The 15,024-nt window shown below is 58.0% G+C and carries 7 protein-coding genes; 5 read left to right on the top strand and 2 right to left on the bottom strand.

Features of this window, described 5'->3' with window-relative positions; translation table 11 throughout:
- Positions 1 to 28 precede the first annotated feature (28 nt).
- Together FHT28_RS05185 and FHT28_RS05180 are read right to left on the bottom strand one after the other, a co-directional pair.
- Positions 29 to 7,495: a type I polyketide synthase gene (locus FHT28_RS05185; RefSeq protein WP_168595744.1), complete on the bottom strand. Its 7,467-nt coding sequence runs from the start codon at positions 7,493 to 7,495 to the stop codon at positions 29 to 31.
- Positions 7,496 to 7,848: 353 nt separating this feature from the next.
- A complete protein-coding gene (locus tag FHT28_RS05180; RefSeq protein ID WP_037194219.1) occupies positions 7,849 to 9,027 on the bottom strand; it encodes a polysaccharide biosynthesis/export family protein in 1,179 nt (392 codons plus the stop codon).
- Positions 9,028 to 9,782: 755 nt separating this feature from the next.
- Here FHT28_RS05180 and FHT28_RS05175 point away from each other — a divergent pair.
- From FHT28_RS05175 to FHT28_RS05155, 5 genes are all read left to right on the top strand, one after another.
- Positions 9,783 to 10,571 carry a class I SAM-dependent methyltransferase gene (locus FHT28_RS05175; protein ID WP_234903716.1) on the top strand — a complete coding sequence of 263 codons (789 nt, stop codon included), beginning with the start codon at positions 9,783 to 9,785 and terminating at the stop codon, positions 10,569 to 10,571.
- Between the two features lie 140 nt (positions 10,572 to 10,711).
- Positions 10,712 to 11,797 carry a hypothetical protein gene (locus tag FHT28_RS05170; protein WP_037194217.1) on the top strand — a complete coding sequence of 362 codons (1,086 nt, stop codon included), beginning with the start codon at positions 10,712 to 10,714 and terminating at the stop codon, positions 11,795 to 11,797.
- Positions 11,778 to 13,058: a capsule biosynthesis protein gene (locus FHT28_RS05165; RefSeq protein WP_113118939.1), complete on the top strand. Its 1,281-nt coding sequence runs from the start codon at positions 11,778 to 11,780 to the stop codon at positions 13,056 to 13,058. The genes FHT28_RS05170 and FHT28_RS05165 overlap by 20 nt, the downstream gene beginning before the upstream one ends.
- Positions 13,059 to 13,071: 13 nt before the next feature.
- Positions 13,072 to 13,725, top strand: a complete 654-nt coding sequence (locus FHT28_RS05160; protein WP_037194208.1) for an ABC transporter ATP-binding protein — start codon at positions 13,072 to 13,074, stop codon at positions 13,723 to 13,725.
- A gap of 191 nt (positions 13,726 to 13,916) precedes the next feature.
- Positions 13,917 to 15,020, top strand: a complete 1,104-nt coding sequence (locus FHT28_RS05155) for a capsule biosynthesis protein (RefSeq protein WP_244655124.1) — start codon at positions 13,917 to 13,919, stop codon at positions 15,018 to 15,020.
- Positions 15,021 to 15,024 lie beyond the last annotated feature (4 nt).

Here is a 15,024-nt window from a genome sequence, read left to right as displayed (position 1 = left end):
GCTCTGTCGCCATCGGCATCTTGCGTCGTCACTGGGCGACTCTCTTTTCCTGCTCCCCGGCATGGCTGCGCGCCAAACGTTCGACCACCTGGTCTTCGTTCACCGCGGAGCCCTCCGTCTCGTCGCTGCCGCGATTCATGACACGGTCACGCAAACGGCTGACCACATCGCTGACGGTCGTGCCTTCGCCTACGCCACTCAGGGGAATGTCGAAGCCGGTCTTCTGCTGAAAGCTCATGCCGAGCTCCATGGCCATCAGGCTATCGAGGCCGATATCCTTCAGGACCTTGTCGGGAGTCACGGTATCCTCGGTCACACGCAGGATCGCGGCAATCTCAAAGGCAACGAGCGCATGAAGAGCGGCCTGCGCCTCCTCTTCCGACTTGCCCTTGATCAACTCCCTGAGATCAATGGCGTCGCCTTCGTTCAATGATTGATGGCTGCCGGTATGGCGCATCAGCGGCTCAAACAGCGACCGGCCGGCAATCGGCAGCAGGCGGGCGGCGTTCCAGTCGATTTCGGCGATCATGACGGCTGCGGCATTGACCGTGCCGGTATCGGCCAGTATGTAGCGCTCGACCTGCTCCAAGGCGTCGCGGGCCTTCAGAGCGGCCTTGCCGATGCGCTTCGATAGCAGTTCGTTGACCTCGCCGTTGCGGGCAAGGAACCCCTTGTCGGCGATAGCACCGAAACCAACGGCGAGCGCAGACCTGCCTGCCGCGCGGCGCGCTCGCGCCAGCCCCTCCAGATAGCCGTTCGCCATCACATAGTTCGCCTGCCCGGGATTGCCGAGCATGGTCGTCGCCGACGAGAACAGCAGGAAGAGTTCCAGCTTGTCCTTCTGCGTCAACCGGTCGAGGATTTCGGAGCCGCGTATCTTGACCTCTACGACCGGGCGATTGCGCTCCGGCGTCAGGTTGGCAAGAAGCGCATCGTCGAGGACCATGGCGGCATGAATGATGCCCTTCAACACACCTTCGGTACGAAGCGAGACCAGCAACGCTTCGACAGCGGCTTCATCGGTGATATCGCAGGCGTGCAGCGTCGTCGTTGCGCCATGCTTTGCCCACTCGCCTATTGCCTTCTTCGTCTCGGGATCGGCTTCGCCCCGGCGTGAGCACAAAGCGATGCGGCGCGCACCCTTGGAGACAAGCCAATCGGCGGCGGCAAGTCCAAAACCGCCGATGCCGCCGACAACCAGGAAGATGCCTTCGGAATCGAAACGCAAGACCTTTGCCGGCGCTGGCAGGACGCTATCGATACCGATGACGGGCGGCCGCACGACGATCTTGCCGATGTGGCCGGCATTCTGCATCAGCCGGAACGCGTTGCCGATTTCATCATAACCGAAGGCGCGGTAAGGCAGCGGCGTCAGTTTTTCTTCTGCAAAGAGCTGACCGATTTCAGCGAAGATCCGCCGCGTCAGGTCAGGCACATTGACCAGCAACTGATCGGCATCAATGCCGAAATAGCTGACATTGCGCCGGAACGGGCGCAGGCCGATCTTGCGGTCGGAATAGTAGTCGCGCTTGCCCAGCTCCAGGAAACGCCCGAAGGGTTTGACCAGTTCGATGCTGCGCTCCATCGCCTCAGCGAAAAGCGAATTGAGAACGAGATCGACGCCTTCGCCGCGCGTGAACTGACGGACGCCCGCGACGAAATCCAGAGAGCGCGAATCGAGCACATGATCGGCACCGAGCATTTCGAGGAAGCGACGCTTCTCGACCGTGCCGGCGGTTGCGATCACCTTGGCGCCCTTGAGCTTGGCTATCTGGAGCGCGGCAAGACCGACGCCGCCGGCGGCTCCATGGATCAGGATGGTTTCGCCCGATTGAATGCGTCCCAGTTCGACCATCGCGTAGTAGGCCGTCAGGAAGGCGACCGGTACCGTCGCGGCAGCAATGGTTTCCATCTTCTCCGGCAGCCTGGTCACGCCATCGCGGCGGACATGCACATGGGTCGAAAACGCCGCAGGGCCGATGCCCATGACCTTGTCGCCCGGCTGCAGATCGTCGATCGCATCTCCCACCGCCAGAATTCGCCCCGCGAACTCCATGCCGATCGTGGCACCGGCAAAGCCGTCCTCCAATGCCTCTTCCGGCAGAAGGCCCATCGCCCACATGACATCGCGGAAATTGAGGCCGGTGGCCTCAACGGCAACAACGACTTCCCCCGCCTCCGGCACAGGAAGGTTTGTTTCCTCCCAGGCCAGGCTATCCAGACGACCGCTTACATGCTGCCGGATCGTCGCGGCGGCAATGTTGTGGCGGTTCGTTTCGACGGCGGCGAAGGGACCAGCAGCGGCCCTGATTTCCCGGATTTCTCCCGTGGAGCCATCCAGAATCCACTCTCTGTTATCCGTCTCCGCGGCCAGAAGCATCTCGACGGAAGAAATCGTCCGCCTGTCATTCGCATCGGCGTCCAACAGATGCACGTCGAAGCCGTCATACTCGTTCTGGAGAACGCGTGCGAAGGCCCATAGGCCGGCATTGGCAACATCGATGGACGCGCTGGCGAGCGGCGAGCCGCCTGGTGCGACAATGACCAGCCGCGGCCTTCCGCCATCGCCATGTCGCGACAAAGCGTTTGCCAATTCGGTGAATATCGAAAGACGAGCCAGCGACAGCTCGGCTGGATCACGATCGCGCTTTCCATCCGCCAGATAGACGACCCGACGCGGTTCGCGGTCGAGTGTTTCCAGCGCTCCGACAATATCTACGGGTGACGTGCCGACATCGATGACGATCGTTCGCTTGTCGAGCCTACCCATGCCCTTCTTGCCCTGTTCGGACAAAATCAGCATCGGGCTCGCGGCATCTGCTTGTCCATTTGCTTCCAACTGACGCTCCGCGGCAGCGGTCACAGCAATCAACGCGCCGTCCGGAAAGGCCAGTTCGTGAACATGCGTCTTGGTAAAGCCCAGGGTGGCCAGAAGATTCTCGACCTGCTGCGGCGTGCCGAGCCGCCCGACAGGGAATTCCGGCGACTGGCTGTCCGCGAACCAGCCTTCCGACAGACCAAGGACGAAATCGTTGAAGGCGCTCGGTGCGCGATCGGCCAGCAGCAACTGCCCGCCATAGGCCGCGGTCCTCCGGGCGATCGCCCTGACGCCGTCGTCGTGCCGCAGAAGATGCTGGGCCTGATCACCAGACGCAACGACGATGTCGGCGACCGTTCGATCCGCCAATTTGGCCGGTTCGGTCACGATCACATGCGGATCGCGCTCGAACGCGATTTCCAGCGCGCGACGCATCTGCTCGCGCGGTTCGGCAATGATCAGGCAGGCACTTGCCGCCGCCGCGATCGCAGCCAATCTGCGGCTGAAAGCCGGTGATACCGAGCCTATTTCGAGAATATGCCCGATGGTTTCCGGATTGGCCTCGATGGACGACGTCAACGCTGCCGCTAGTATCGAGAGCCGTCTTTCGCTCAAGGGAGATTGAACGAGCACATGCTCCAGCGTCGCTGCACTCGGCGCATTTATCCCCGATGCCGAGGATTCGTGCCCCAAGACATGCGGGCGCATGGCCGCCAGACGGTCAAGCGTCTCGCGATAGGCATTGTTGACGAGAACGGTTTCGGCCACGCGGCCAGCGTCCTCGCGATAAATCTCCTGCAGAAGCTCGGCCACCGGCGGCAATGTCGGTTCCCGCGGAATATCCCAATCGCCACCCTTTGCCGAGGCTATGCCGGCATCCTCGAGAATATAGAGGCAGTTTACGAGGAAGGATCTGAACTCGGGCTCGCCGGGCAGACTGGAATACGAGACGACGCCACTCCTGTCGGCAACCGCCAGGGCGATCTCGTGGCAGGCACGATAGATCGCGGCGTCGAGAAGAAGGGTCGCATTGTTGAGCGAATGGTCCCGATCGGCGCCAGGCACAGGCAAACTATCAGGCAGTACCGTTCCCGAACTTTCGCGGCGGGCAAAGACGGTCGAAGGAATGCTCTCATAATGAAATGCGACGGAATCAAGCGTCGCGCGGCGGCGCAGATGTGTGCGGCGGAAACGGCAATCGTCAAGAATGACAATCTGCTCGCCGCCCGCATCGAACAGGCGGAAACGGGCCTTTATCGAATTCGCGCTGAACCGATCGATCTCGATCGTCGCTTTGACGATCGGCCGTCCCTTGCCGAAAACCCTGATCGCGCCGAAGCGAACCGGAATATAGGGCGCACCGGCTTCGTCTCCGGAGAGCTGATCGAACAGCGCCACAAGCCCGTGGAACGCGGCGTCGACCGACATGGGATTGAGATTATATGCCCCGAACGGATGCGAGGGTGCTGCCGCCGGCTTGAGTTCCACCTCGATAACATCGCGGCCGAACGCAACAGCCTTCGACAGAAGCTGGAAGTGCGGGCCGTAGTGCAGGCCGAAACGCTCGGCCGTTTGGTAGGTCATGTCGGCGGTCAGAACGAGTTTACGCTCCTTGGCCCGTCTTTCGACATGGCCGCCGAGGTCCTCACCCCCAAGCGGCTTGCGGCAGCGCGCGACGGCGTGAACGGTCCAGTCGTCATTGCTCAGACGCTCACGCGACCGGATCTCGATGTCCCCGGTCTCGGGCGACAGGATCGTCGACAGCTCCACCATGCGATCCGGGCGCAGTTCAATTGGCCGGACGATCTCGAGATTGCCGATCTCGACCTCGTCTGTCCCGAAATATCGCTGTGCGGCCGTAACGGCAATCTCGATGAAACCGCTCCCAGGCATGATCGCCTTGCCGTCGACGACGTGCTCCGCAAGGTCGGCGAAAAGATGTGCGTCGAGATGGTTCTTCCAGTTCGAGCCGTTGATATCAGTCCGCCAGCCGAGCAGAGTGTATGGGCTTTTGCGATCGCGGCCGAAAATATCGATCTCGTCGCTTGTCGGCTGGGTGCGCAGCTCCATCGGTTCGAACGGCAACGGCGGCAACTTGACGAAAGCATTGCGCGTGGCGCTGCCTCGCGCACGCAACGCCGGCGCGCCGTTGGCGACCGCGCGGGCGAATGATTGCGAAACCGGATCGTGACCGGCAAGATGCCCCTCGCGCAGCAGCGTCGGTATCGCGACAACTTGAACCGATGCCTGCTTTGCGATCTCCGCTACATAATTGGAAAGGATCGGGCGCGGCGAAATTTCAACGAAGAGATTACATCCCATCGCCATGGCGGCCTGACAGCCAGCCTTGAAGAGCACCGGATCGCGAACATTGCGCCACCAATATTGCGTATCCAGCAACCGTCCATCGCTGAGTTCGCCCGTCACGGTCGAAATGAAGGTCCCTGTGCCGCTATCCGGCGCCACATCGGGCAGATCCGCGAGGAAGGCATCCTTGGCGCGATCGATGATCGGATGATGAAAAGGATAGTTGATGTCGAGGATGTGCGCCACGATCTGAGATTTGCGCGCAGCATCCCTGAATGCCTCGATCTCGCTGACCGGGCCGGAAATCGTTACCGAATTCGGTGCATTGATCGCTGCGACACAGATATTGTCGAGGCCATGCGATCTTGCGAAAGCAAGCGCTGCCTCCTCGTTGAGGACCACGGCCGCCATCTTGCCTTCGCCGGCGAGAAGATCCTGATGCAGCGAACGCTTGGCGACAATGGCGACCGCTTCGGCGGCTGTCAGTGCCTTGGCGGCGTAGGCGGCGGCGATTTCGCCGACGGAGTGACCGAAGACGGCATCAGGCTTGACGCCCATGGCCCACAGGCAATCCGAAAGGGAAGCCTGGACCGCAAACAATAGAGGTTGCGCAATCTTGGTATCGGCCAGACGCGAGGCAAGATCCGGGGCGACCAGAAGATCCGTCAGCTTCTCGCCCAGATAATATTCAAAAAGTGCGCTGAATGACTGAAAACACTGCCGGAAATGACGATTTTCCTCATAGGCGCCGACGCCCATGCCTGCCCATTGGGAGCCGTTGCCGGAAAAGACAAAGGCGATCTTGGCGGGTTGTCCCGGGGCTTCACCGGCCTCGCCGACGGAGCTCTTGCCGGTGAGGTGTGCCTCGATCGCCGCCAGCACCGCAGCGCTGTCCTTGGCACGCGCCGCGAAGCGATGGCGCATCGGTTCGCGATTGGCTGCAGCCGAAGCGACGATCTGGCGAGCCTCCTTGGGCTCGGCATGTTCGAGGCGCGTCCTGTAGTCCTCGAGCAATTTCGAAAGCGCCGAGGCCGTGTGGGCGCTTGCCGCGAAAACCATTCCGTCACCGCGGATTTGCGGTTCGGGCGGCGCAACCGGATCGGGGTCGCTGATGACGACATGTGCGTTGGTGCCGCCGAACCCGAAAGAGTTGACGCCGGCAAAGCGCGCCTGCTTCGCCGGAAGAAGCTCGATAGCTGAGGTGTTGACCCGAACGTTCAGTCCGTCGAAATCGATGTTTTCGTTGGGTTGGTCGAAATGCAGCGACGCCGGCAGGAAGTTGTTCTCCAGCGCGATCATCGCTTTCAGAAGGCCGAAAAGACCCGATGCGGGCTCGGTATGCCCGATATTGGACTTGATCGACCCGACCGGCACCGGAGCCCGGCGATTGCGACCGATAACTTCGCCGATCGCCCAGATCTCGGCGGGATCGCCGACCTTCGTTCCCGTTCCGTGACCCTCGACGAAGGCAATGCGATTGACGTCGATATTATGCCCTTCGTAGATCGAACGCAGCAAAGCGGCCTGCGCCTCGCGCGACGGCATCGAGATGCCGTTGGTGCGGCCCGAGGAATTGACCCCGACCGCGTGGATTCTGGCGTGGCTGCAATCCTTCTCGCGCAAGGCGACGTCGGTCCGGCGCAGCACGATCGCCGCGCCACCTTCGGCACGAACGTAGCCGCGGCCGTTGTCGTCATAGGCGCGGCAAAGGCCTTCCGGCGACAGCATGCGCGCCTGCGCAAAGCCCACGAAAGACATGGGGTGGAGCAGAACATTGATGCCGCCGACGATCGCGGTGTCGATTTCACCGCATTCCAACGCTCGTACCGCCTGATCCAGCGCAACCAGCGATGACGAACAGGCCGTATCGATCGTCATGCTCGGCCCGCGCAGACCGAATATATGCGAGATGCGATTGGAAACGATGGAAAGCGTGTTGCCCGTCATAAAATACGGGCCACCCGATGCAGGGTCCTCGAGGGTCAGATTGCCATGCTCGAGAGAGGATGCGCCGACGTAGACGCCAACCCGCTGGCCTTCAAAGCCGTCGATCGGCAAGTTCGCATCTTCCAAGGCGCGCCAGACGACATTGAGCAGGATGCGCTGCTGCGGATCCATCTGCATCGCTTCGCGTTGCGAAAGGCCGAAAACCGCAGGATCGAAGGCGAATATATTCTCGATGACGCCGGCGGCGTAGCTATAGGTCTTTCCCGGAACGCCTATGGCCGGATGCCAAAAGCGCGCAAGGTCCCAGCGCTCTTCAGGTATGCGGCCTACAGTGCAACGCCCTTCCTTGAGGACGAGCTGAAGCTCTTCGATCGAACCCGCCCCAGGGGCAACGCTTGCGCGTCCGATAATTTCAACCGTCATGATCTCTCAGCAATATTTTACAAAGCGCGTCGTACCGAACTATTCAATTTCATTATCAACTGTTCACACCACAATTATCTGTGGTTGTCACCGACAAAAATCCGGGTGTACAGCGCAATATGCGGCAGTGCAACAATCGAAGCAACATGCTATCCCCGATACCATCAATGCTTGTGTCTGAAATGTGCTCCGCGCTCGAGTCGGCTGCGGACATTTCTTCACATCACTTCGGGGATCAATTCCACCCCGGCGACAAGGCGTGATCCGTCACGATCATACATATGTCGGCGTCTATGCGCCGATAGAGGTAAAAGCAGACCTTGGCGAAGCCGCGAAATCTCCATTTCTTGACGTTACTGGCCCAGATTGACCGCTGTCGCAGCACCCTGAGAAGCGATGCCCAATGGCGTGCCGACAAGGGTCAGGAACTTTCGAATGTCGACGGAGGGATGGCGCGACACATAGATGACGTCGCGGCTCTTGACCGGGAAGGTCTGCCCTACGATCAAGCTGTCCGGATGCGACATGTCGAAACGATAGACGATCGGATAACGCCCCTTGGGGTCCGCGACCATTCCCTTGCGCAACAATTCCTGGAATCGCGCCGGGCCAAGCAGGCTCCTGACGATATCCGGCTCTTCATAACGGAACAGGAAGAAGCCCTTGGCGTTGCTCGAGTCATCGTCGGCGCCATGACCTAAGGCAACAGCCTCGAGGAGATTGAGGTCGTTGGCGCCGAACTCGAGACGGCCGTCTCCGCGAACGGAGCCCATCAATGTGAAGGTTCTGGGATCACGCACCAGGAAGATCTGGTCGCCAGGTTGAACATAGATATCTTCGGACGGATGCTCGATGATCGATTTCAACAGAACCGTCCCGGTTCTGCTGCCGCGAACCAGCGTAACATAGGTTTCATAAGGCTGCGTCACTGATCCGCCGGCCTTGGCGATGACTTGCGTGATCTTTTCCTCGGTCAGATCCAAGGGAACCATCGAGGGACGCCCGACCGCGCCCGAAACCGTAACAGTTCGCGATGCCGTACCCGTGCTCGTCACGATGACATCCGGCTCTACAGCCTTGGTGGCCAGAGCCGCCAGGATCGCCTTGCGAGCCTGCTCGAGTGTCTTGCCCGCGAACCGAACAGAGCCGGCATAGGGGATGGCCGCCGTCCCGTCCGGCTGCACGACGATATCGAGCGACACCTGTTTCGATTGTGCCGTCGAAAACAGGCCATCAGCGCCCGCTTCGAAAATCGTCACCTTCAATGCGTCGCCGACGCCGATAACTACCCGTCCGACACCACCGCCGATACCAAACCGGCGGTTGAGTGTGGAAGAAACATAATCCGAAACCAGACGCGCGGTACGGCTGTCGATGTCGACAATATCAAAAACGGCGGCATTCTTGCGTCCAAGCTCGGCGCTGGATTGTCCCGCATCGCTCGTGATCGCACCGGCCAGCGGCCCTTCGCTCGAGACGGAATTGCATCCAGCTAGAATTACGCAGCAAAATACGGCGCCAACCCGAATCAATTGAACAACCCCAAATTATTAGCTGCCGCCGTTACCTGATGGTTCAGACCGACATAGTATGCATCAAATATGTAGACGCCTTGAAAGCATAACGAGCGGCCGTCAACAAGCCCATTCAACCTAAAGCGCCATCAAAAAAATTCGGTGCGATCATCCGAACACACCTGATATGTGATGAGCAATCGACCCCGCTGCGTATAAGCGCCAAGTGCGAATAAGGCAATTTATGTCAATATTATTTGGAGATTTTAAATTAATATTTTCTGAATGATGAAATGATCTATTAAACAATAGGATCAGGAGAAATCGAGCTGGGTCACGAAACCATGTTTTGCGAATCGGCATTTTCTCCGCTTTTCATAGGCTTGCTGGTGCCTGTAGAAGGCATCAATTCCAAACCGCTGTTTCCAAAGGAATAGCGGATTACAAGAATTCAGAAACTATCGGAGCCCGGGAGTCCCGCCAGATAAGCATTGAGCGGTAAAGATAGAAGTAGAATCTACTTGGCGTCCGGCGGTGTGGTTTTCTGCCCGGAGAGGCGTGCTTTTGGTCGTTCGGAAATGGGCAGCGGCGCTCATAAACTACGCCGCTTTCTGCGGATCGTACCGCTAGGGTTGTGAATTGACGGGACGAATAGTACGTCATTCGCAACTGGCGTGGTAATTTCTCCAAATCGGCAAATACCGATGGAAATAAAGGTTATGTCAATGCTTGGTTTTTCAAAGCGATCGCCGAAAAAGTCGTCAAAGGACCCTTTGGAAATATTCGACCAGTACGAGCAAGGCATCCCAAGCCATCAGAATGCGATCGATGCCCTTTCCGGCTGGAATTGTGCTTTTCCCCCTGCCCTCAACTTGAATGCCGGAGCGCTGCCCCTCTACGCAGACGACCGGATAGCGTGGGCCCTGCAATCGTTCGGATCTATCGAAGGCAAGAAGGTCCTGGAAGTGGGACCATTGGAGGGAATGCACACCTATATGCTGCACAGCCATCTCCCGGCGCGAATCGACGCGATCGAAGCAAATCGTCTCTGTTTCCTGAGGTGCCTCGTCACCAAGCAGATTCTGAATATCGATACCGCTTCCTTCATGCTGGGCGACATCCAGTCGTGGCTGACGGAACGCGACGAGACCTATGACTTCGCGCTGGCATCCGGCGTTCTCTATCACATGGCCGATCCCGGGGAATTCCTGCGGCTGCTGGCAAGCCGGACCAAAGCGGTTTTCATCTGGACGCATTTCGTTCTGGAGGACGCAATGCCCGAGGGCGACGTGCGGCGCCTGCCTTTCAGCGGCAAAGTCGAAACCAGAATGGTCGACGGGGTTCCCGTACGTTACTACGAACGAAGCTATCATCACGCCAATGCCAACGCGTCTTTCTGCGGCGGTATGAAGGACCGGCATTTCTGGATGCACCGGGATGACATATTGATGCTGTTGCGTAAGCTCGGTTACAGCGACATCGTCATCAGGGACGAAAACCTGAACCACCCTGGCGGCCCGAGCTTTTCGCTGCTGGCGCGCAAAGCGCCTGATGCTTCCTGACGAGGTTTGAATGCCGGGATTCAAGATCAGCCATATCGCGGGTCGTCTTGACGTGCTTCGGGGCGCGACCGGTAACCTGGTGTTTTTCGATCGCAGTGCGACAAGCAGCGCCGACCGAGTACAAATGCCGGAGAATATCCGTGCTTTTTAATCTCGAATATGATCACGGCACCATTCTTGAGGGTTATCTTATTCCCGACGGCTTTTCCGACCTGCCGCACATCAGGGTATCCGATGCGAACGGTGATTTGATGATCCTGCCGTGCGATCAGCTCAAACAGGCTGTCATTGATTCGGGACGGCATGAAAACGGCCGCGTCGGCTTCAAGTTGGATACGACGATCATCCCGGATCTGGCTGAGCGAACATCGCTGATGATCCATGACGCGAAGTCAGGATTGTTGATCTACCGGCGGCCGCAAGTCCCGCAAACAATTCCTTTGAAGATTTTACGGCTTGAAACGCAGCTCCTGCCGATGGTCAAATTCGACTATCACTGCGGCCGCCACTTTCAATATGAGCTGCCGTCCGTAGAGCGTTTCGGTCACGAGACGGCGCTTCAGGCCTTTCATCTGAACGCCATCCAGTCGATCTATATCAGTGGACGTCTGCTGCTGCGGAACTACGAAGAGTTTCTCGACAAGGGATTCAAGGCAATCGTTCTGCTGACTGACCCCTATTACGAATTGGCCCTGCGGATATTTCTTCTGAAACGAATGGCAAGAACTCAAATTTCCTTTTTCGGCGACCGCGACAAGATCATATTGGCGCCCGCTGCGGAGCATTTTGCCGACGTCGATCTTGAGAGCGAGGCCTCTCTCAAAATGGCGCTCAAGAAAGCGCCTCAAAATGTCAGAAGCGTTCTCGTGTCACCGGTCACCCGCCAGCTGGCCACGACGATACCGGAACAGCTCGTCACGCGCAGCGATGTGGCCGCCGCGATCGATCTTCTGTCGCGTTTTGCCATCGTGGGCCATGATAGCGACAGTCTTTACTTTCAACATGCGGTGGGCGAGTTGCTCGGGATTCCGATTGACGATTTCCCGTTGCCCTCGAGGCATAGCACCCTTGAAAACATTGCAGCACAACTGCGTTCATTGCATATTGCCGAACTTATGCTCGAGGAAGATTTGATTTTCGATCACTATGTGCGTGAGGCGATGAAACCATCCGCGCCGGAGCTGCGCGAAACGATTGTAAGCCGACATGCCAAAACCAGTCATTGAAGACGCGATAGTTGAAGAATACCCGCGCGTAAGGCCGGCCCGACAGATACTGCCGGCCTTGTTCCGGCGGCGCTCCCCACAACGCCGCGAGCGCGAGGAAATCGAGTACATACCGGTCCATGACGGACAAGAGCCGGAAACCCAATCCGGTGGGAAGCCGCCACTACGGCTACTTGGCTTCCTCTTGCTCGTCATCCTGCCCTTTCTGGCCTGCTCGGTCTATTATGCTTTCATTGCTTCGGACCAATATGTCGCGGAGGCCCGCTTTGCCGTTCGCGCAGTCTCCGGTGCGGACGGCAACAGTGACGGGAGCGACCCCTCCGGCGGCGCGGGTGCATCCGGTGTTCTCAACATGCGCTCCGCTTCGCAGGATGCCTATGTCGTCACCAGCTTCATCCATTCGACGGAAATACTGAAACGGATCGGCGCAAACCTCGATTACAAGTCGATGTTTGCAAGGGGAGATGCGGATTTTCTGTCGCGATTTCGCGCTTCGGAATCCGACGAAGAATTTCTGAAATACTGGAACGATCACGTCAGCGCCTATATCGACGTCTCTTCGGGCATCATCACGCTGAAGGTTAGGACGTTCACACCCGATGATTCCGTAAAGCTTGCCGATGCGATCATTCAGGAGAGCGAAAAGCTGATCAACGAGCTTTCCACACGTGCACGCAACGACATCGTCCAAAGCATGAAGGCAGACGTCGAAAAAAGCGGCAAAGCCTATGGCGACACTTTGATTGCACTGAATCAATTCCAGCATGCATCCGGCCTTCTCAGCCCGCAGACGCAGGCCAAGGACAGTGGCACGCTTTTGACCGGACTACTGGCACAGAAGCTCGAATTTGAAACGCGCCTCTTCGTGATGCGACAGTCCAACGCCGAGAACTCCCCGACCTTTCAACAACTGAACCTGGCCAAGGAAAGTTTGGATGCGCAGATAGACAAGATGAAAACCGAGCTGACAGGCCCGGAAAATGAAAGTCTTGCAAAATCGCTGCTGGAATATTCCAGACTCGATACCGATCGCTTGATCGCGGAAAAGCTCTACGAGAGTTCGCAGAAAAATTACGATGCCGTCCTTGCGGAAGCGTTGCGCAAGACGCTTTATCTTGCGGTATTCGTCAATCCAACTCTGCCGGACGAGGCAATTTTCCCGCGTCGCGTCAGCACGCCGCTGATCATACTGCTTGCTCTGACCGTTGCCTGGGCAACGCTTTCACTCATCTGGGCGTCCGTACAGGATCATCGCATATGAGTAGGGATGCCCGATGATCCGCTTCAAGAACGTTTCGAAGTTCTTCAAGACGCAGAGCGGCAAAAAGATCATTCTCGACCATGTGAATTGCGAGTTCCAGTCGGGTTATTCCTATGGCTTGCTCGGCGTCAACGGTGCGGGAAAGTCAACGACGATACGAATGATCGCCGGCACGATGCTGGCCAATTCGGGCACGATCACCAAGGACGTGCGCGTGTCCTGGCCGCTGGGCTTGAGCAGCGGCTTCAATCCGTTCATGACGGGGCGGGCCAACGTCCATTTCGTTGCCCGCGCCTATGGCGAGGATGTCAGACGCGTATCCCGTTTTGTTGAAGAGTTCGCAGAGCTGGGCGATTATCTGGATGCGCCCGTGCGGACATATTCTTCGGGCATGGGTGCACGACTGGCTTTCGGGCTCTCCATGGCCATAGAATTTGAATGTTACTTGGTGGACGAGGTTCTCGCCGTCGGCGATGCACGCTTTCAGGAGCGTTGCAGGGTCGCATTCGAGAGCAGACGCAAGAATTCCGATATCATCATGGTCTCTCATAGTATGGGCATGATCAAAACGCATTGCGACAAAGGTATGGTACTTGTCGACGGCCGGCTTATCGTCTTCGATGAGGTAGAGCAGGCAATCGAAGCCTATTATAGACTGAACCGATAAGACACGAGGGATTGGCAGCAAGGCCCAATATGGCGCACGACACCGGAAAAGTGACCGAAACAGTCCAGCTCAGCGCGACTGAGCACAGTCGCAACGTGGCCGCGAATCTCTCCGTGACCGCGCGGAAATTGCGTTTTTCGACGTCAAGGCGGAGCCAATTGTTCAAAGCGGTCGGCCTGCGGCCGCGCCCAATGCAGCAAATCATCAGCAAGGCGATCCTGGCCTCGACTTTTCTGCTGCTCGTCGTCCCCAATCTCGCTTCGATATATTATTTCGTCTTCCTGGCATCCGATCAATATCAATCGGAAACGCGCTTTACGGTACGGTCTTCGACGCCGGCGCTTGGGAAAAACCAGCTGGCCAAGGCTACCGGCCTGCCATCGACGCAAATCGTCCAGGATACGCTGATCGTCACCAATTTCATCAAAAGCAAGGACATGGTGGCGGCCCTGACCAGCAAGGTCGACTTGCAGAATATCTACGGGCGCGAAACGATCGATCCCATTGCGAGACTGAAGAAGGATGCCAGTTCTGAGAAGCTGCTTCGTTACTGGGAGGATATGATTTCCGTGAGCATCGATGCCAATAGCGGCATCGTGACGGTCAAGGCCCGCGCTTTTTCGGCGGCCGACGCCCAGAAGATACTGAAGGAGGTCGTCACCGCCTCCGAAGCCGTGGTCAACGACGTCAACAACCGCATCTGGCGCGATGTCATCGTGACGGCCCAAACGAACCTGGATAACGCAAAGAACCAGTTGCAGAACACCAGAGAAGAGCTTCTGAGCGCCCGCAACCAAACGGGCATCCTCAGTGTCGAGGGGGCATCGACCATTATAACGAATCTGATCTCGTCCGTGCAGAAGGAGAGGATAGGCCTTCAGCAAAAATACGACGCGCTGCTCGGAGCCGTTTCGGCCGATGCGCCGCAGATGAAAGTGCTTAAACGCGAAATCGACAGCAAGCAGAAGCAATTGGATCAATTGAACAGCCAAATTGCCGGGCAGAACAAATCGGAGCAAAACCTTGCCGACGTGTCGGTCGATATGTCTCAGCGTGAACTCGAGCAGAGCCTCGCCGAGCAGCAGTTCGCAACGAGCATGAAAACCCTTGAGCAGGTTCAGTTCGTCAGCAAGCAGCAGCTGCTCTATCTTGATACATTTCTCGCACCGGATTTGCCCGATGATGCCGAGTATCCCAAACGAGCGCTCTGGATCGGCGGCGTTTTCGCCGCGACGCTGTTGATTTGGGGGGCGGTTGTCGGGGCGCTGACGAACGTCCGAAGCCGTTTGGTATAAGGTC

It is taken from the genome of Rhizobium sp. SG570 (assembly GCF_012275345.1).
GTDB classification, from domain to species: Bacteria; Pseudomonadota; Alphaproteobacteria; order Rhizobiales; family Rhizobiaceae; genus Rhizobium; species Rhizobium lusitanum.
The sequence above is the reverse complement of the archived record's forward strand: the minus strand, read 5'-3'. Positions and strand labels throughout refer to the sequence as shown.

Excerpts from the sequence above, each read along its gene's own strand:
- FHT28_RS05185 (WP_168595744.1), bottom strand. The coding sequence starts at position 7,495 with ATGACGGTTGAAATTATCGGACGCGCAAGCGTTGCCCCTGGGGCGGGT.
- FHT28_RS05165 (WP_113118939.1), top strand. The coding sequence starts at position 11,778 with ATGCCAAAACCAGTCATTGAAGACGCGATAGTTGAAGAATACCCGCGC.
- FHT28_RS05160 (WP_037194208.1), top strand. The coding sequence starts at position 13,072 with ATGATCCGCTTCAAGAACGTTTCGAAGTTCTTCAAGACGCAGAGCGGC.
- FHT28_RS05155 (WP_244655124.1), top strand. The coding sequence starts at position 13,917 with ATGCAGCAAATCATCAGCAAGGCGATCCTGGCCTCGACTTTTCTGCTG.